The sequence below is a fragment of the Alkaliflexus imshenetskii DSM 15055 genome, from assembly GCF_000517065.1.
Taxonomy (GTDB): domain Bacteria; phylum Bacteroidota; class Bacteroidia; order Bacteroidales; family Marinilabiliaceae; genus Alkaliflexus; species Alkaliflexus imshenetskii.
On record NZ_KI912105.1, the window covers coordinates 3,967,544 to 3,984,502 of the forward strand.

At 43.3% G+C, this 16,959-nt stretch carries 15 protein-coding genes; 13 read left to right on the plus strand and 2 right to left on the minus strand.

Annotated elements, in window-relative coordinates; all coding sequences use genetic code 11:
• Positions 1–148 precede the first annotated feature (148 nt).
• Together ALKIM_RS0116450 and ALKIM_RS18940 are read left to right on the plus strand one after the other, a co-directional pair.
• The gene (locus ALKIM_RS0116450) at positions 149–1,189 is read left to right on the plus strand and encodes a threonine aldolase family protein (RefSeq protein WP_026475606.1); all 1,041 of its coding nucleotides are present in this window, start codon (positions 149–151) and stop codon (positions 1,187–1,189) included.
• A gap of 16 nt (positions 1,190–1,205) precedes the next feature.
• Positions 1,206–1,898: a rhomboid family intramembrane serine protease gene (locus tag ALKIM_RS18940; protein ID WP_044118035.1), complete on the plus strand. Its 693-nt coding sequence runs from the start codon at positions 1,206–1,208 to the stop codon at positions 1,896–1,898.
• On the opposite strand, the gene ALKIM_RS0116460 is transcribed toward ALKIM_RS18940, so the two are convergent.
• A complete protein-coding gene (locus tag ALKIM_RS0116460; protein WP_026475607.1) occupies positions 1,876–2,874 on the minus strand; it encodes a tRNA dihydrouridine synthase in 999 nt (332 codons plus the stop codon). The two genes, ALKIM_RS18940 and ALKIM_RS0116460, sit on opposite strands and share 23 nt — an antisense overlap.
• 14 nt (positions 2,875–2,888) lie before the next feature.
• Positions 2,889–3,887 (minus strand): oxygen-dependent tRNA uridine(34) hydroxylase TrhO, encoded by a 999-nt coding sequence (gene trhO / locus ALKIM_RS18945; RefSeq protein ID WP_044118036.1) that lies wholly within the window; start codon positions 3,885–3,887, stop codon positions 2,889–2,891.
• 160 nt (positions 3,888–4,047) lie between these two features.
• Between trhO and ALKIM_RS0116470 the strand changes: the two genes are divergently transcribed.
• The 11 genes from ALKIM_RS0116470 (at position 4,048) to rimO (ending at position 16,887) form a co-directional block, all read left to right on the plus strand.
• Complete coding sequence (locus ALKIM_RS0116470) at positions 4,048–5,103, plus strand: NAD(P)/FAD-dependent oxidoreductase (protein ID WP_026475608.1); 1,056 nt, start codon at positions 4,048–4,050, stop codon at positions 5,101–5,103.
• Between the two features lie 255 nt (positions 5,104–5,358).
• Entirely contained in the window at positions 5,359–5,853 is a 495-nt protein-coding gene (locus tag ALKIM_RS0116480) for a hypothetical protein (RefSeq protein ID WP_044118037.1), read from the plus strand.
• Positions 5,854–6,081: 228 nt separating this feature from the next.
• Positions 6,082–9,408, plus strand: a complete 3,327-nt coding sequence (secA, locus tag ALKIM_RS0116485; protein WP_026475610.1) for a preprotein translocase subunit SecA — start codon at positions 6,082–6,084, stop codon at positions 9,406–9,408.
• A gap of 103 nt (positions 9,409–9,511) precedes the next feature.
• Positions 9,512–10,354, plus strand: coding sequence for a prolipoprotein diacylglyceryl transferase (gene lgt / locus ALKIM_RS0116490; protein WP_026475611.1), 843 nt, complete (start codon positions 9,512–9,514; stop codon positions 10,352–10,354).
• 416 nt (positions 10,355–10,770) lie between these two features.
• Positions 10,771–12,000: a M48 family metallopeptidase gene (locus ALKIM_RS0116495; protein ID WP_235714443.1), complete on the plus strand. Its 1,230-nt coding sequence runs from the start codon at positions 10,771–10,773 to the stop codon at positions 11,998–12,000.
• Between the two features lie 118 nt (positions 12,001–12,118).
• A complete protein-coding gene (locus ALKIM_RS0116500) occupies positions 12,119–13,366 on the plus strand; it encodes a CinA family nicotinamide mononucleotide deamidase-related protein (protein WP_026475613.1) in 1,248 nt (415 codons plus the stop codon).
• Between the two features lie 279 nt (positions 13,367–13,645).
• Positions 13,646–13,891: a 50S ribosomal protein L28 gene (rpmB, locus tag ALKIM_RS0116505; RefSeq protein ID WP_026475614.1), complete on the plus strand. Its 246-nt coding sequence runs from the start codon at positions 13,646–13,648 to the stop codon at positions 13,889–13,891.
• A gap of 16 nt (positions 13,892–13,907) precedes the next feature.
• Positions 13,908–14,096: a 50S ribosomal protein L33 gene (gene rpmG / locus ALKIM_RS0116510; protein WP_026475615.1), complete on the plus strand. Its 189-nt coding sequence runs from the start codon at positions 13,908–13,910 to the stop codon at positions 14,094–14,096.
• A 10-nt stretch (positions 14,097–14,106) separates the two neighbouring features.
• Positions 14,107–14,262 carry a DUF4295 domain-containing protein gene (locus ALKIM_RS19680; protein WP_084555923.1) on the plus strand — a complete coding sequence of 52 codons (156 nt, stop codon included), beginning with the start codon at positions 14,107–14,109 and terminating at the stop codon, positions 14,260–14,262.
• Positions 14,263–14,577: 315 nt separating this feature from the next.
• Complete coding sequence (gene ftsY / locus ALKIM_RS0116520) at positions 14,578–15,531, plus strand: signal recognition particle-docking protein FtsY (protein ID WP_026475616.1); 954 nt, start codon at positions 14,578–14,580, stop codon at positions 15,529–15,531.
• A 60-nt stretch (positions 15,532–15,591) separates the two neighbouring features.
• Positions 15,592–16,887, plus strand: coding sequence for a 30S ribosomal protein S12 methylthiotransferase RimO (rimO, locus tag ALKIM_RS0116525; protein ID WP_026475617.1), 1,296 nt, complete (start codon positions 15,592–15,594; stop codon positions 16,885–16,887).
• Positions 16,888–16,959: the final 72 nt, after the last annotated feature.

Here is a 16,959-nt window from a genome sequence, read left to right on the forward strand (position 1 = left end):
TGATTAACTCTGTTGGATTGTTTGTGTAACAAACATTTATCTGAGTATGCTATAAACCAATTCTTAACTGATTAAAACAACCGGTCGGCCTTTGCTTTGACCGGTTGTTTTCTGTTTAGTGAGAATGGTTATCTTTGAATAAAAAAACATGAACAACAAGCGTGGTTTCGCGAGTGATAACAATGCCGGTGTGCATCCGGATATCATGAGTAGTTTACAAAGCGTAAATGAGGGACATACAGTAGGCTATGGCGGTGATTCATACACAAGGCAGGCAATCGACATACTGAAAAAGGAATTTGGTGCATCTGCCGAAGTCTTTTTTGTATATAACGGAACTGGTGCCAACGTCATTGCACTTCAGGCCATGGCACGGCCATTTGAAGCTGTTATATGTGCCGAAACAGCTCATATCAATGTGGATGAGTGCGGCGCACCTGAAAAACACTCAGGTTGTAAATTGATTGATATTCCTACAAAGGATGGCAAACTAACTCCTGAATTAATTGAACCATTGCTAAATGGGATGGGAGTGGAGCATCACGTGCAGCCAAAAGTAATTTCCATCACACAATCAACCGAGATGGGAACCATCTATTCGCTGGATGAAATAGAAACCCTGTGTTCATTTGCCCATCAACGAAGATTGCTGGTTCACATGGACGGCGCACGCATTTCAAATGCAGCGGCTGCGCTTAATTGTTCCCTGGCCGATTTGAGTGCGAAAGCCGGAGTTGATGTGCTCTCTTTTGGCGGCACCAAAAATGGTTTAATGTTTGGCGAGGCAGTCATCATTCTCAATCCTGAACTTTCACATTGTGTAAAGTACATCCGGAAACAAACAGCACAGTTGCATAGTAAAATGCGTTACATCTCCAGCCAGTTTACTGCGTTTCTATCCAACGAGTTGTGGCGTAAAAATGCGCTGCATGCCAACCGAATGGCAACACTTCTGGCCACTGAGGCAGTTAAAATAGATGGCGTTAAAATCACACAGGAGGTTCAGGCCAATGGCGTTTTTGCAATCATTCCATCTGCTTGGATTAAAAAGTTACAGGAGCACTATTTCTTTTATGTGTGGAATGCCAACACCTCAGAAGTGAGGTGGATGACCGCTTTTGATACCACCGAGGAAGATATCAGAGGTTTTATCCGCTTGCTCACAACCATTTCGAAAGGAGAGATGTAAACGAAACCACTTTGGAATGTTCACGATATTCAGTAAACATCAGAAACCGGAAATGCGCCGATTGATTCACAGTCTGGTGCTGCCGGTTGTGTTGCTTTTACTGATGTTTTCGGTGCATTTATTAGCCACACTGGAGAATTGGGATTTGCGGTTTTTGGGCGTTAAGCCGCTAAAGGCTGAGGGTTTACCTGGTATTGTGCTTTCGCCATTTATCCATTCAGGATGGCAACACTTGTTCAACAATGCCATATCCTTTTTTATTCTGTCAGTCACACTCTTCTTTTTCTATAGGGAAATAGCATACAGGGTGTTTCTCACAATCTACCTTTTAGCGGGTGCATGGCTTTGGTTTGGCGGTCGCGATGCCTGGCACATTGGCGCCAGCGGATTGGTTTATGGATTAACCGCCTTTTTGTTTATAAGTGGCGTTATTCGTCGTCATGTGCCACTTTTGGCCGTATCGCTGTTTGTTGCCTTTTTGTATGGCAGTTTGGTGTGGGGGATGTTTCCTTTGGCCGAATACATGCCACACTCGTGGGAAGGGCATTTATGGGGATTTTTAGCCGGTATTGTAGCAGCTTTTGTATTCAGAATGGAGGGGCCACAAAAACCTGTTCCTCCTGTTGACGAACCTGAGGATGAACATGAGCAACCCTATTGGCAGCCTACGCTGGATGAGAATGACCCTATAAGCCGTTTCGGGCCCTAGCAATAAGCTCATAAGTCTCCTGGAAGTTATTTGTCTCCATCATGCGCTGACGAAGCTCTGATGCACCTCTGAAATCAGATAAATATATCTTGAAGAAACGTCGCAAGATGGCAAAATGCCGGGTATCGCCCCACGCCAATTCAAAGAGCTTAATGTGTTCCTGAAGGGTATCCAGTCGTTCATTCATAGAAACGCCATCAATGGAAGTATTGAAAAGCCATGGGTTTTTAAAGATGCCACGACCAACCATTATGCCATCCACACCATAATAATCTGTTTTGGTTATTGCGTCAGCCAGAGTTTCTACATCGCCATTGCCAATAATCTTTATGTCAGGTGCTATCTGGTCTCTGAGTTTTACTGCTTTGCCTATTTCGGCCCAGTTGGCTTCTCCTTCCGACATCTGTTTTTGTATCCTTCCGTGCAGGATAATAGCCTCAATGGGTTGCTCTAGCAGAAACCCAATCCACCGTTCGGTATCAATCTTTTTTACTCCAAGGCGTGTTTTTACACTCAATGGGAGGTCTGTTGCAGCGTGTGTGGCAGAAATTATCTCTCCGGCAAGCGGTTCATTGTCGATAAGTGCCGAACAACAGCCGTTGGCTACCACATTTTTTACGGGACAACCCATGTTGATGTCAATGCCATCAAAGTGATAGTTGTCCACAATGTATTTGGTTGCTTTGTAAAAACTATCCGGGTTATTACCCCAAATCTGAGCAATAATTTTCACCCCCTTTTCTTTAAGAAGCACTCGCTCGGTGGGTGAAACTTTCAGGCGAAAAGAGACTTTCTCACGTCCCACAGGGTGACAAAGGCCATCGGTATTGGTGAATTCTGTGAAGACCACATTGAGTTTGCCCGTTTCGGCATTGCGCATCACCAGTTCACGAAAAGAGGTGTCTGTCACATCCTCCATTGGCGCCAACATTAAAGCAGGGCGCGGAAGCGCCTTCCAGAACGAGTTGTGTTTCATTATTGGAAATATATCTAAAGCGCGCAAGCAGAATGGTTGCGAGGCTGTTTCACCGGATTGACGCTTCTCTGTTTGGGGTTGTTTTGCAGATTGTGGTGACATGCTGCGCTGCAACATCCCGAGTATTTCTCAGCACAATCGCTACATTGTATTATAAGGTCGTGACAGGGGTCGTAGGCGCAATTCACATGCGTATCGCAAGGTTTGCCGCATTGATGGCATTTCGCGATGACGTGATGCGTAACCCGCTCACCAAGACGCTCGTCAAACACGAAATTTTTACCTATAAACTTAGAATCCAATCCTTTCTGTCTTATTTCTGACACATACGCAATGATGCCACCGTGCAGCTGGTTGACATCCTTAAAGCCATGGTGACGCATCCAGGCACTGGCCTTTTCACAACGTACGCCCCCGGTGCAGTAGAGCAGTATTTTTTTATCCTTTTCGTTGGCAAGCTGATCTACGACCATCTCCACTTCATCGCGAAATGTTTCGGCATCGGGGCAGATGGCATTCACAAAACGTCCCACTTCACTTTCATAGTTATTGCGCATGTCCACCACTATCACATCCTTCTCATCCATAAGTTGATGAAACTCAACCGGCGAGAGGTGATTGCCCACATTTGTGGTGTCAAACACTTGGTCGATAAGGCCATCGGCCACAATTTTTGGGCGCACGCGCACAATCAACTTCAGAAACGAGGCGCCACCATCTTCAATGGCCCATTTAATAGGCATATTAGCCAACTCTTTTACAGAATCCAGGTAACCCAGGAATTGCTCCACATTGTGTTCAGGTAGGTTCATCTGGGCATTGATACCTTCAGACGCTACGTATATTCTTCCATTGCAATTCATGCTGTTCAGAGCCAAATATAGATCATCCCTGAACTGTTGCGGATTTTCTATGTTTATATACCGATAAAATGATAGCGTACGCCGTTTAAACGTTTCAGAATTTAAACGTGCCAACAGCTCCTGTTTGCTTAGTTTATTATGAAGTTGCATTTTTTTTCTGCAAAGATAATTTGTTTAGGATAAATTTATCCTAAATTAAACTGAAAATCTAACCAATGCGGATGCATTAACACGTACAATTTAAATACATATCATTGGAATTTAAATATTTAAACAATATTAAATCAACAATAAAATCAACTGAATACGAATGATATACGACGTGATAGTCATTGGTCATGGCATAGCTGGTGCAGTTTTAGCCTGGGAGCTCAAACAGCGTAACTTGAACTTTCTGGTTCTGGAAAATCCTTTGTTGGAAAAATCATCTGCGGTGGCAGGCGGACTTTTCAATCCGCTCATGTTTAATAAACTCCGTTTGGCACGCATGACTGAAACTTTATGGCCGGTTATGTACGATACCTACTCTGCTATAGAACACAACTGGAATATTAAATTGTTGCATCAGATAGATTCAGCTAAATTGTTAACTAATAGCGAAATTAAAGAATGGGAGAGTGGACAAAGCAGTGCGATTGGAAAGTATATTTCATCCATAATTCCTTCACCTGGTATAAAAGGTATTAAATCGGTTGATGCTGCGGGAATCATTAAAGATTCTGGCTATCTGGACATACCATTATTGCTTAGTGAATCAAAAGCGAGGTTGCAGGCAGCAGGTCGATTCATCGAGAAAGCTGTGGAATACGAGGAAATTATACCTGTCAATGAACTTATTACCATAAGTAATCAATTCCGAACCAGAAAGATAGTTTTTTGTGAAGGAGCACATATCAAGAGCAACCCCTGGTTTAATTTTGCCGCAGTGAGTCCCAATAAGGGGGAGCTTATTGAGATAAAGTCATCCGGATTGGCTAGAGATTATGTTGTTAGAAATAAGGTGTTTATATTACCATTTGAAAACCATGCGTTTAAGGTTGGAGCTACATATAGCCATAACTATTCTGATTCATTGCCTTCGTCTGAGGGATTGTCAGAATTAACAACTAAACTGGATGAAATGCTCGATGTTCCCTATCGCATTGTGTCACATAAGGCAGGCGTGAGACCAGCAATCAGGGATAGAATGCCAATTCTTGGGCCAAATCCTGAATATAAGAGTCTGTTGGTAATGAATGGCTTTGGCTCTAAGGGAGTGGCTTATGCACCATTTTGTGCCAAAACGATGATTGAATGGTTGTTGACAGGGAAAATCCAAATACCGAATCATCTTAATGTAAATCGCTTTTGGAACCAAAACCGTTAAAAAAGCAGAGTGTTAAAGAAAAAAATGAACCACATGCCAGTCATCTTGTTATTATAGTTACAAAATATGGCGTTTTCCCGGGCCTTTGTCGTCATGGCTGATTTCTTTGGCACGCGGGATACGCCATATTGTTTTTAAATATGGTCAAAATTGCCGACAAAATTGCCTGGTCTGAGATTTTTAACACACTTTTAAAGCCCAATTGAAAATCTTTTGGCATCTTTACGTTTCAAAACTGTATCACACATCGTGAAAATGAGAAACCGACCGGATATCACCTATTTGACCATACTGGGCCTTTCGCTTACGGTTGTTTTAGCCGTATGTAAGGAGGATGCCCGGCTGCGTTCAGGTAAACTGATGTTTGATTCGGTTGGAAACCCACACATTTGTCACTTCTCTGCTGATTCCATTACTGAGGCTTTTCGCAATGCACTCGGTGCTGATACAGATTTTGTCTACGCCGACAACATAATCATTTTAAAGAATGTAATTGCTTCATCGGAAGTGATTATTGACATACGTTCTTTCTTTAAGAATGAAAAACGATTCTCCGGTTCTTACCTCGAATCGGTTGTATGCTCCGATGACCATGAATTTGGTTCCAATCCATGGGGTATTTTATTCGAAATAAATGAATCCATTTATTCTGGCGAAGCCACAAAATCAGGTGTAGCTAAAAATTCACCGGCCATCTCAATTGATGCCCTATACTGTTTTGCCATTCGGGCAGGGCCAGCGGTGGCTTAAATTCTTTTCCGTTTGCCACATTCCAGGCAAATTTTTCCGTTATGTTTTAAATAGCTGACTGCTAGATGAAAGAGGGATAGGTGAGATGTATCAGATTTATGGTATTTGTAAGTGTGTCATTGAACTCATCCCAATTGACGGGGACTTAGTTCCACTCGATGTTTTCTAAAATATCGCATCTAAAAATCAGTAAATTCAAGTAGTAATAATTCTAATACGTTAATATCCATGGGAGTAGTAAATTCAATACTCGCAATGATATTGGGCGATAAATCAAAGCGCGACATGAAAGCGCTTACGCCCCATATCGAAAGAATTAAGTTGGTGTATCCACAAATCGAAGCGTTATCAAACGACGGGTTGCGAGCCCGCACTGAAGCCCTCAAAAGCAAAATACGCGAACATGTGGCTGCTGAGCAGTCTCAGATAGATGCGCTGAAAACAAAAATTGAGAATGAGAATCCGGACGTCTCTGAGCGTGAGAAGATATATGAAGAAATAGACCGAATCGAAAAAGAAATCACAGCCAAGCTTGAAGAGGCATTGAATGATGTTCTTCCGGAGGCGTTCTCAATCGTGAAAGAGACCGCGCGTCGATTCACTGAAAACACCAAGGTAGAGGTTACTGCTACACAGTATGACCGCGACTTGGCTGCCATACATGATTTTGTGGATATCGATGGTGAAAAAGCCTTATACCATAACTCATGGACAGCTGGTGGAACCAAAATCACCTGGGCCATGGTACATTACGATGTACAGCTGATTGGTGGTGTGGTTTTGCATGAAGGAAAAATTGCAGAGATGGCCACAGGGGAAGGAAAAACGCTGGTTGCTACGCTTCCTGTTTTCCTGAATGCACTTACTGGCAGAGGCGTACACGTGGTTACGGTTAACGATTATCTGGCCAAGCGTGACTCCGAGTGGATGGGTCCCATCTTCATGTTTCATGGTCTATCGGTGGATTGTATCGACAAACACCAACCTAACTCAGCAGAAAGACGCAAAGCCTATCGTGCCGACATCACCTATGGTACCAATAATGAGTTTGGTTTTGACTACCTGCGCGACAACATGGCCATCTCACCCGATGACCTCGTACAGAGAACCCACAACTACGCCATAGTGGATGAAGTTGACTCAGTATTGATTGATGATGCACGTACACCACTTATTATCTCCGGTCCGATACCACGGGGCGATGACCAGCTATTTCTTGAACTTCGTCCTAAAGTAGAAAAACTTGTAGAAGCTCAGCGCAACCTGGTATCGCGTTATTTAGCCGACAGTAAGCAGAAGTTAAAATCGTCGGATAATAAAGAGGTGGAAGAAGGGAATCTACTGTTACTCCGTGCCTTTAAAGGTATGCCCAAAAACAAGCCGCTGATTAAATTCCTCAGTGAGTCGGGCATGAAGGCAGGCATGATGAAGACCGAGAACTTCTACATGCAGGAGAACAACAAAAACATGCACGTTGTAACCGACCCCCTTTTCTTTGTCATCGATGAAAAAACAAATTCGGTTGAACTTACTGATAAAGGGATTGACCTGATTACAGATTCATCGGAAGACCCACAGTTTTTTGTGCTGCCCGACATAGGTTCCGAAATTGCCAATCTGGAAAAGGCAGGCCTCTCGGAAGACGAAAAACTTCAGAAGAAAGATGAACTGCTTCAAAGTTATTCGGTTAAATCGGAGCGTGTGCACACCATAAACCAGCTGCTCAAGGCATACGTAATGTTTGAGAAAGATGTGGAGTATGTGGTGATGGATAACAAGGTGAAGATTGTAGATGAGCAGACCGGCCGTATCATGGAAGGACGTCGCTACTCCGACGGTTTACACCAGGCCATTGAGGCCAAGGAGCGTGTAAAAGTGGAAGCTGCCACCCAAACATACGCAACCATCACGCTTCAGAACTATTTCAGGATGTATAACAAGCTTGCGGGTATGACCGGAACGGCAGAAACCGAAGCAGGAGAGTTGTGGAACATCTACAAACTGGATGTGGTGGTGATACCTACCAACAGACCGATCAAGCGCAAGGATATGAACGATAAAGTTTATAAAACCAAGCGCGAGAAATACAATGCCGTGATTGAAGAGATTGTAGAGCTGGTGGAAGCAGGGCGCCCCGTTTTGGTAGGTACCACATCGGTTGAAGTGTCCGAGTTGCTTAGCCGAATGCTTAAAATACGTGGCATCAAACACAACGTGCTCAATGCCAAATTGCACCAGAAAGAGGCCGATATTGTGGCCGAAGCCGGTCAGAAAGGCATCGTTACCATCGCCACCAACATGGCAGGTCGTGGTACCGACATTAAATTGACTCCTGAAGTTAAAGCTGCAGGTGGTTTGGCCATTGTGGGCACAGAGCGTCATGAATCGCGCCGTGTTGACCGCCAGTTGCGTGGACGTGCCGGTCGTCAGGGTGACCCGGGTTCGTCACAGTTCTTTGTATCGCTCGAGGATGACCTGATGCGTTTATTCGGATCCGATCGTCTGGTGAAATATATGGATCGTTTGGGTGTGGAAGAAGGCGAGATGATTCAGCACAGCATGATTACCAAGTCCATCGAGCGCGCCCAGAAAAAAGTGGAAGAAAACAACTTTGGCATTCGTAAGCGTCTGCTCGAGTACGATGATGTAATGAACAGCCAGCGGACGGTTATCTATACTAAGCGTCGCCACGCCCTGCATGGTGAGAGAATGCAAGTCGATATTTCTAATATGATGTATGACTCCATCGAAACGCTGGTGAATGACAACCAGCAGGCAGGCGATTTTGAAACCTTCAGGATGGAGATGATTCGGATATTTTCGGCCGATGTGCCATTTACCAGCGAAGAGTTTCTAAAAGGTCGGCCCGAAGAGTTGGTGGATCAGTTGCACGAAAATGTTTGGAAGAGCTATGTGCGTAAAGTTGACACCATGGCACGTCAGGCGCTTCCGGTTATCAAAAATGTGTATGAAACCAAAGCCGAGCTTTACGAGAATATTGTGGTGCCCATTTCTGATGGACAGCGCGTATTCCAGATAACCACAAACCTTAAGCGGGCTTATGAGACTGAGGGCAAGGAGTTGGCACGTTCATTTGAAAAAGCCATGATGCTCATCACCATCGACGAAGCCTGGAAAGAGCACCTGCGTGAACTTGACGACCTTAAACAGGCGGTTCAGAATGCCTCTTACGAACAGAAAGATCCACTTCTGATATACAAATTCGAATCATTCAACCTGTTTAAAGGGATGATTGACCGGAACAACAAAGCTGTGGTTTCGTCTCTGTCAAAAGCGCATATCCCCATCCGCGATGCCAGTCAGGTGCGCGAAGCCGATCAGCGTCGCCGTACCGACCTTAGTCGCCTGCGAACACAGAAAGACGACCCGGGCGCCGGTTCATCGGGATATGCAAGATCAGGTGGTGGCGAAGGGCAACGTCAGCAGCCGCAGGTTGTTCAACCCATTCGCAACGAGAAGAAAGTCGGGCGAAATGAACCTTGTCCGTGCGGAAGTGGCAAAAAATACAAACAATGTCACGGAAAAGATTTGTAGTGATGATTTTTAGCCGGAATTTCCAGATATTTAACTGGAAATTCCGGCTTTCTCAAATATCTTGTTACAGCTTGAACTATTGTTTAAGACAAATACTTTTAATATGCTTATATTTAATTACATAACATGGGCACCAGATCCCGAGATATTCTCTTTGGGACCATTGTCTGTACGCTATTATGGGCTCTTTTTTGCCCTGGCATTTCTTTTGGGCTATTACATCGTTGACCGTATGTTTAAGCGTGAAAATGCGCCGGAAGAGTGGCTGGAAAGGCTATTTATATACGTGATGGTAGCCACAGTAATTGGTGCGCGGTTAGGTCATGTGTTTTTCTATGGATGGGATTATTATTCACAACATCCCGAAGACATCCTCAAAGTATGGCAAGGAGGATTGGCAAGCCATGGAGGTGCTATAGGTATTCTCATTGCCATTTGGCTCTATTCCAAACTGATAACGAAATTACCAATGGTATGGACCCTCGATCGGCTTGTTATTTCGGTAGCGCTGGCAGCTGTGTTCATTCGAATGGGCAATCTCATGAATTCCGAAATTGTTGGAAGTCCTACCACAATGCCATGGGGATTTATCTTTTTAAAGGCTCACGGACTTGAAAACCCAGAGTTGCCGCGTCATCCATCACAAATTTACGAAGCACTTTGCTATCTTGTTACTTTTGTGGTGCTGATGTATATGTACTGGCGAACAAATGCTGCCAAACGGCCTGGTCTGATTTTCGGCATCTTTCTGGTTGGAATATTTGCCACAAGGTTCTTTGTTGAATTTCTGAAGGAAGATCAGGAAGCTTTTGAAGCCACAATGACGCTAAACATGGGACAGATTCTGAGTATTCCCTTTATGATTCTGGCGGGCTATCTGATTTATAATGCACTTACAAAACCTGAGGTAGAAACGAAAATTCCTGTCGCCAAGAGAAAGAAATAGGCTTAAACAGAAGAACATATTGACAAGGAGATTGTCTTAAAGACTGTACTGAGAGTTGTCGTTTTCGAATCTATTCTGGCGTGATATACTATGCATTAGAACCGAAAAGTGTCAATAGTCAGAAAGTCATTGAGACAATCTTTTTACTTTAATATTAGACTGTTTGAATTTTAAGTTAACCTACTTTAGAGATTGCTAGATATTAGATATTTAGACTGATTGACCAGATAAAACAGAAAATCTAATCATCTTTCACAACTGAGCTATCTGTCTAAAATATAACTCTCTTTGCGTCTATATCGTTTAATAAATTGAATTTTATCCGTTACTAAGTAATATCCATCTGTCAGGCGTTTTTGAAATCATAAAAATGCTCTGATACCAACTATCAATAGATCATGAATAATCCACATACTATGCTGTTTTTCATCATTCTCGCCATCATTTTTGTGGAGGCTCTGTGGGAGTTTGTTTTGGGGGAATTAAACCGAAAAAGTTGGAGTGATTCGGTTCCTGAGCGTCTAAAGGATGTTTATCCTGAAGATAAGTTCCAGAAACAAAAGGCATATCGTATTGCCAATTACCAATTTGGTTTAATCTCATCATCGGTGTCAACAGTGGCCATTTTAGCTGTACTCTGGTTTCAGGGATTTGCATGGATACACAATATTGTTTCGTATACTACCGAAAGCTGGCTGTGGCAGCCGTTGCTCTTTTTTGCAATTATTGGTATGGCATCCACCTTATTATCGCTTCCATTTTCAGTTTATGACACCTTTGTGATTGAGGAGCGTTTCGGGTTTAATAAAACTACACCTTCAGTGTTTGTGACTGACCTGCTTAAATCGATGCTGCTTGGTGCCATCATTGGAGGTTTGTTACTGGGCATTGTGGTTTGGTTTTACAATTGGGCAGGTGTGTTCTTTTGGCTCTATGCTTGGGGAGGACTGTCCCTGTTCCTGGTATTCTTCACAAAGTTTAATACAACGCTCATTTTACCACTTTTCAATAAACTTAAACCTCTGGAAGAAGGTGATTTAAGAGCTGCAATTGAAGCAATGAGTAAAAAAGCTGATTTTCCGCTGGACAATGTGTTTGTAATGGACGGCTCCAAACGTTCGACCAAGGCCAATGCTTTTTTCAGTGGCTTTGGCCGAAACAAACGCATCGTATTATATGACACACTTATCAATGACCTATCGACCCCGGAAATAGTGGCTGTATTGGCCCACGAAATTGGTCATTACCGACTGAAGCACACTATCAGGGGCACCATTTTGGGTGTTTTACAAGCCGGGCTAACACTCTTTCTTCTGGGATGGTTTGTAAATCATCCCGCCATATCGCAGGCATTGGGACTTGAAATTCCGGTTTTCCATATCGGACTGCTCGGGTTTGGGTTGCTTTATGCGCCCATAAGTGCTGTATTGGGATTAGGGATGAGTATCTTGTCGCGCCGTCAGGAGTTTCAGGCAGATGCATTTGCAGCTCGCTACGCTGAAGCATCGGCATTGCAGTCGGCACTTAAAAAGATTTCAGCAGCAGCCTTGAGTAATCCCACACCGCACCCATTGTTTGTATTTTTTAATTACAGTCATCCGCCTTTGTTAAAGCGGCTGGAGGCACTAGATAATCTGAAGCAATAAGTTGACCTCTTTATAAACAGATTGTTTTTTTATATTACCCTTGAATAACTAATTGTATATGGTATAAATATCATATATACAGAACATTAAATATTTATATTTAAATCAAAAATTCAATATGCAGGTCGATATAGTAACCATTGGTGATGAACTGTTGATAGGCCAGGTGATTGATACCAACTCGGCCTGGATGGGGCAAGAATTGAATAAATCAGGCTTTTTCGTTCACCGCATTACTTCAGTAAGCGACAAGGAAGATGAAATTCTTTCAGTGCTGAAAGAGACCACTTCACGTTCATCGATAGTATTAGTTACAGGAGGATTAGGCCCCACACGTGATGACATCACCAAAGCCGCACTGTGTAAATTTTTCAATACACAACTGGTGTTCAACAAAGATGTGTTCTCTGATATTGAGCAGTTCTTAAAAGGGCGTGTTTCAGGAATAAACCAGCTAAACCGGGATCAGGCTCTGGTGCCTGAACAGTGTACCGTGATTCGTAATTCCGTAGGTACGGCACCCATCATGTGGTTCAACCATCCCGGCGGTGTGGTAGTGTCAATGCCGGGCGTTCCATCCGAAATGAAAACAGCCATGACCAATGAGATTGTGCCACGGTTGTCAGCACAATTCGATACCGGAGTGGTACGACATAAAACCGTACATGTGTTTAATATTCCGGAAGCCGTTTTGGCCGAGATGCTTGCACAATGGGAAGACGCCATCCCTGATTTTCTTAAAGTAGCGTATTTGCCATCACCGGGAAAGTTGCGCTTACGCTTAAGTGGCAGGGGCAAAGATGCATCAGCCATTGATGCGGCAATTGATAAAGCCGTATCGGCACTTTATCCGATAATTGGCGAACATATTTTTGGCTATGACGATGAGTTGCCACAGACTGCGTTAATGAACATTCTAAAACAAAAAAATGCCACCATTGCCTTTGCTGAGAGTTGCTCGGGCGGCTATTTGTCACATTTAATGACATCCATACCTGGCGCATCGGCAGTATTTAAAGGCGGCATCACAGCCTATTCAAATGAGATAAAACATACCTTATTGGGGGTGGAGAATGGCACTCTTGCAAGTTATGGCGCTGTTAGCCGCCAGGTTGTTGAAGAGATGGCTGTTGGAGCGCTAATGGCTTTACAATCTGACTACGCCATTGCCACATCGGGAATTGCAGGGCCAGACGGCGGGAGCCAGGAGAAACCCGTAGGAACAGTCTGGATAGCCTGGGCTGCCAATGGAAAAGTGACAAGCCGCATGTTTAATTTTGGCAATCATCGGGAACGAACCATCATTAGAACAGCCGAAGCTGCCATTATTGTGTTGAAACAGATGATTGAGATTGAAAACTTTTGACCGCTGTTTGATTTGGCTTCACATTTCAAAATACATGATTCTCAATAAGAGTATCATATATTTTGTAAACTTTAAAGCATTAATATAAAACAAAATAAATAGAATTAAATAAACAATTGATTGAATTAGATGAATTGAAGCTCCACGTACGACAATAAATATTCAGTTATTAAAAAATTCAAAAACAGAGAAATAAAAGATAGAACAATTTGTTTTTTTGAAAGAAAATCACGTATTTTGCGCTCTGTTTGAAAAATGTAGATAAAAAACTGTTGAGCAATGTCAAAAGTTTGTGAAATAACTGGTAAAAAGGCAATGGTAGGAAACAACGTTTCCCACTCAAAAAGACGCACCAAAAGAAAATTCGATGTAAACTTGTTTTACAAGAATTTCTACTTGCCTAATGAAGATCGTTGGGTGAAACTGAGAGTTTCTGCTTCAGGACTCCGACTGATCAACAAAATTGGTGTGCAGGCTGCCATTAAAACGGCACAAGATAAAGGTTTTTTAAGTACAAAAATATAATCGGGAGGGTCGATAAATGGCAAAAAAAGGTAAAGGCAACCGCATTCAGGTGATTCTTGAGTGCACCGAGCACAAAGAGAGTGGACAACCCGGAACTTCCAGGTATATCACTGTAAAAAACAGAAAAAATACGCCAGACAGAATGGAGTTGAAAAAATACAACGCCATCCTTAAGCGTATGACAGTACATCGTGAAATCAAGTAAATTATAGACCATGGCTAAGAAAGTAGTAGCAACTCTGCAAAAAGGCGCGGGAAAAGCATTTACCCGTGTAATTAAAATGGTTAAATCACCTAAGACCGGTGCCTACTCTTTCCGTTCGGAAATAGTTCCCAATGACAACGTTAAAGATTTCTTTGACAAGAAATAATTCCCGGGTCACCGGTTACGATATAAAAAGCTCTCTTTGTTAAAGGGGGCTTTTTTTATGCCGCATAATATACCAATACGGCTGCAATAAGCAGACAAATTAGTCTTGTTTTAATGAATCCGAAGTTTGCCCCATGCAAGGGGCTTCTCTTTCCCTAATAATCACTATCTTTGCATGCAATTTTGCTTGAAAATAAGTGGTATGACCTGACAAACATCACCCGTTTGGACAAATTCATACTTAGATAATATTTTATTCACAGATGGTTGAACCGACAATTGAGATGAATCGGTTTAGATCTTATTCATTTATCGCATGGGACTATTCGGCAGTTTCACCCGGGCCAAAAAAGAAAAACTTGACGAAGGTTTGGCCAAAACCAAAGAAAGCGTAATTCAAAAACTCACACGTGTTGTCGTTGGTAAATCCAAAGTTGACGATGATGTGCTCGATGAGTTGGAAGAGGTTCTCATCAGTTCTGATGTAGGCGTTGATACCACCATTAAAATTATTGAGCGCATAGAGAAGCGTGTAGCCAGGGATAAGTTTATCAATGCCCAGGAATTGGACAAAATACTGAAAGAGGAGATTAGAGCCTTGCTGGCAGAGAATGCAGCAAGCGAAAACTCAGATTTTGACCTGCCCGAAGGCAAAACACCTTATGTGATAATGGTAGTAGGTGTTAATGGCGTAGGCAAGACCACCACTATCGGGAAATTGGCTCATAAATTTAAAAGTGCCGGTAAAAGTGTGATGCTTGGCGCCGGTGATACCTTCCGTGCAGCAGCCATCGATCAGCTCGAAATTTGGGCACAAAGGGTCAATGTGCCCATCGTGAAGCAGAAAATGGGCTCCGACCCGGCATCGGTTGCTTTTGACACGCTCTCATCGGCCAAAGCCGAAGGGGTAGATGTGGTAATTATTGACACTGCCGGACGTTTACACAACAAAGTGAACCTAATGAATGAGCTCTCGAAGGTTAAACGGGTGATGCAGAAAGTAGTGCCCGATGCACCGCACGAGGTATTGCTTGTACTTGATGGTTCCACCGGGCAAAATGCCTTTGAGCAGGCGCGACAGTTTACCTTGGCCACCGATGTGAATGCGCTGGCCATCACCAAACTGGATGGTACCGCCAAAGGCGGCGTCGTAATAGGCGTTTCTGACCAGTTCAAAGTTCCGGTGAAATATATTGGAATAGGTGAAGGCATTGATGATTTACAGCCATTTAACCGCGATGCCTTTGTGGATTCTCTCTTTGGCAATTAAGGGATGAGAGAGTGGGTTTAGTTAGTGAAGTTGTTGATTGATGTACAGATTTTGTTTCAGATGATTAAAAAGAGAGTGGATGTGGTTACGCTTGGATGTTCCAAAAATTTGGTGGATTCCGAGTTGTTGATAAAGCAGTTTCAGGCTGGTGGTTTCACCGTTGAACACGATTCATCTAATCCCAAAGGGGAAATTGTGGTGATAAACACCTGTGGTTTCATTGGCGATGCCAAGGAGGAGTCCATCGAAACCATTCTAAATTTTGCCGATGCCCGCAAACGCGGTAAAATCAAGAAACTGTTTGTAATGGGCTGCCTATCTGAACGCTATGTGGATCAATTAAGCGATGAGATTCCCGAAGTTGATAAATATTACGGCAAATTTAACTGGAAAGACCTGATTGCCGACCTTGGTATGTCTTACCGTGCCGACTTGATAAATGAGCGCAGTCTGACCACACCGGATCATTATGCGTATCTTAAAATTTCTGAAGGTTGCAACCGCACATGCTCATATTGTGCCATACCTCTGATCACCGGAAAGCATCAATCCAGAACCATCGAAAGTCTTGTAGATGAGGCGCACCGACTGGCAGCTAAAGGTGTGAAGGAGTTGCAGGTTATCGCACAGGACTTATCCTATTACGGTCTCGATACTTACAAAAAACGAATGTTGGCACCTTTGGTAGAGCAACTATCGCAGGTTGATGGCATTGAGTGGATTCGACTGCATTATGCTTACCCGGCAGGATTTCCCACCGATGTGCTGGATGTGATGGCTGCCAGTCCAAAAGTCTGCAATTACCTCGATATTGCCTTGCAGCATATATCAGACCCTATGCTCAAAGCCATGCGTCGCAATGTGACAAAGGCCGAAACACTTGAGCTAGTTCAACTCTTTCGCGATAAAGTGCCGGGTATTCACCTGCGAACCACTATGATTGCAGGTCATCCGGGTGAGACAGAGGCGGATTTCCTTGAACTGCTTGACTTTGTGAAACAGACCCGTTTTGAACGGCTTGGCGTTTTCCCATATTCTCATGAAGAAGATACCTATTCATACAAAAACTATCAGGACGATATTCCGGATGAGATAAAGCAGGAGCGGGCAGATGCCATCATGTCTCTGCAAAACGGCATAAGCCGCGATATCAATGAAGCCAAAGTGGGCAGTCGCATCAAAGTAATTATCGACAGGGAAGAAGATGGCTACTATGTGGGGCGTTCAGAGTTTGACAGTCCTGAAGTTGATCCCGAGGTTTTGGTTTCATCTGCTGAACCACTTACACCAGGCTCCTTTTATGAGGTTGAAGTAACCGGTGCTGAAGATTATGATTTACTGGCGCACGTTGTTTAAGTTAACAACATCAAAAAACGTTTTTTTGTCCTCACGGGCAACCTTTTGTTCTGACGATTCGTTTAACCAACA

Bases quoted from the DNA above. Each gene is read 5' to 3' on its own strand.
- ALKIM_RS0116450 (WP_026475606.1), top strand. From the start codon at position 149: ATGAACAACAAGCGTGGTTTCGCGAGTGATAACAATGCCGGTGTGCAT.
- ALKIM_RS18940 (WP_044118035.1), top strand. From the start codon at position 1,206: ATGTTCACGATATTCAGTAAACATCAGAAACCGGAAATGCGCCGATTG.
- ALKIM_RS0116460 (WP_026475607.1), bottom strand. From the start codon at position 2,874: ATGAAACACAACTCGTTCTGGAAGGCGCTTCCGCGCCCTGCTTTAATG.
- trhO (WP_044118036.1), bottom strand. From the start codon at position 3,887: ATGCAACTTCATAATAAACTAAGCAAACAGGAGCTGTTGGCACGTTTA.
- ALKIM_RS0116470 (WP_026475608.1), top strand. From the start codon at position 4,048: ATGATATACGACGTGATAGTCATTGGTCATGGCATAGCTGGTGCAGTT.
- ALKIM_RS0116480 (WP_044118037.1), top strand. From the start codon at position 5,359: ATGAGAAACCGACCGGATATCACCTATTTGACCATACTGGGCCTTTCG.
- secA (WP_026475610.1), top strand. From the start codon at position 6,082: ATGGGAGTAGTAAATTCAATACTCGCAATGATATTGGGCGATAAATCA.
- lgt (WP_026475611.1), top strand. From the start codon at position 9,512: ATGCTTATATTTAATTACATAACATGGGCACCAGATCCCGAGATATTC.
- ALKIM_RS0116495 (WP_235714443.1), top strand. From the start codon at position 10,771: ATGCTGTTTTTCATCATTCTCGCCATCATTTTTGTGGAGGCTCTGTGG.
- ALKIM_RS0116500 (WP_026475613.1), top strand. From the start codon at position 12,119: ATGCAGGTCGATATAGTAACCATTGGTGATGAACTGTTGATAGGCCAG.
- rpmB (WP_026475614.1), top strand. From the start codon at position 13,646: ATGTCAAAAGTTTGTGAAATAACTGGTAAAAAGGCAATGGTAGGAAAC.
- rpmG (WP_026475615.1), top strand. From the start codon at position 13,908: ATGGCAAAAAAAGGTAAAGGCAACCGCATTCAGGTGATTCTTGAGTGC.
- ALKIM_RS19680 (WP_084555923.1), top strand. From the start codon at position 14,107: ATGGCTAAGAAAGTAGTAGCAACTCTGCAAAAAGGCGCGGGAAAAGCA.
- ftsY (WP_026475616.1), top strand. From the start codon at position 14,578: ATGGGACTATTCGGCAGTTTCACCCGGGCCAAAAAAGAAAAACTTGAC.
- rimO (WP_026475617.1), top strand. From the start codon at position 15,592: ATGATTAAAAAGAGAGTGGATGTGGTTACGCTTGGATGTTCCAAAAAT.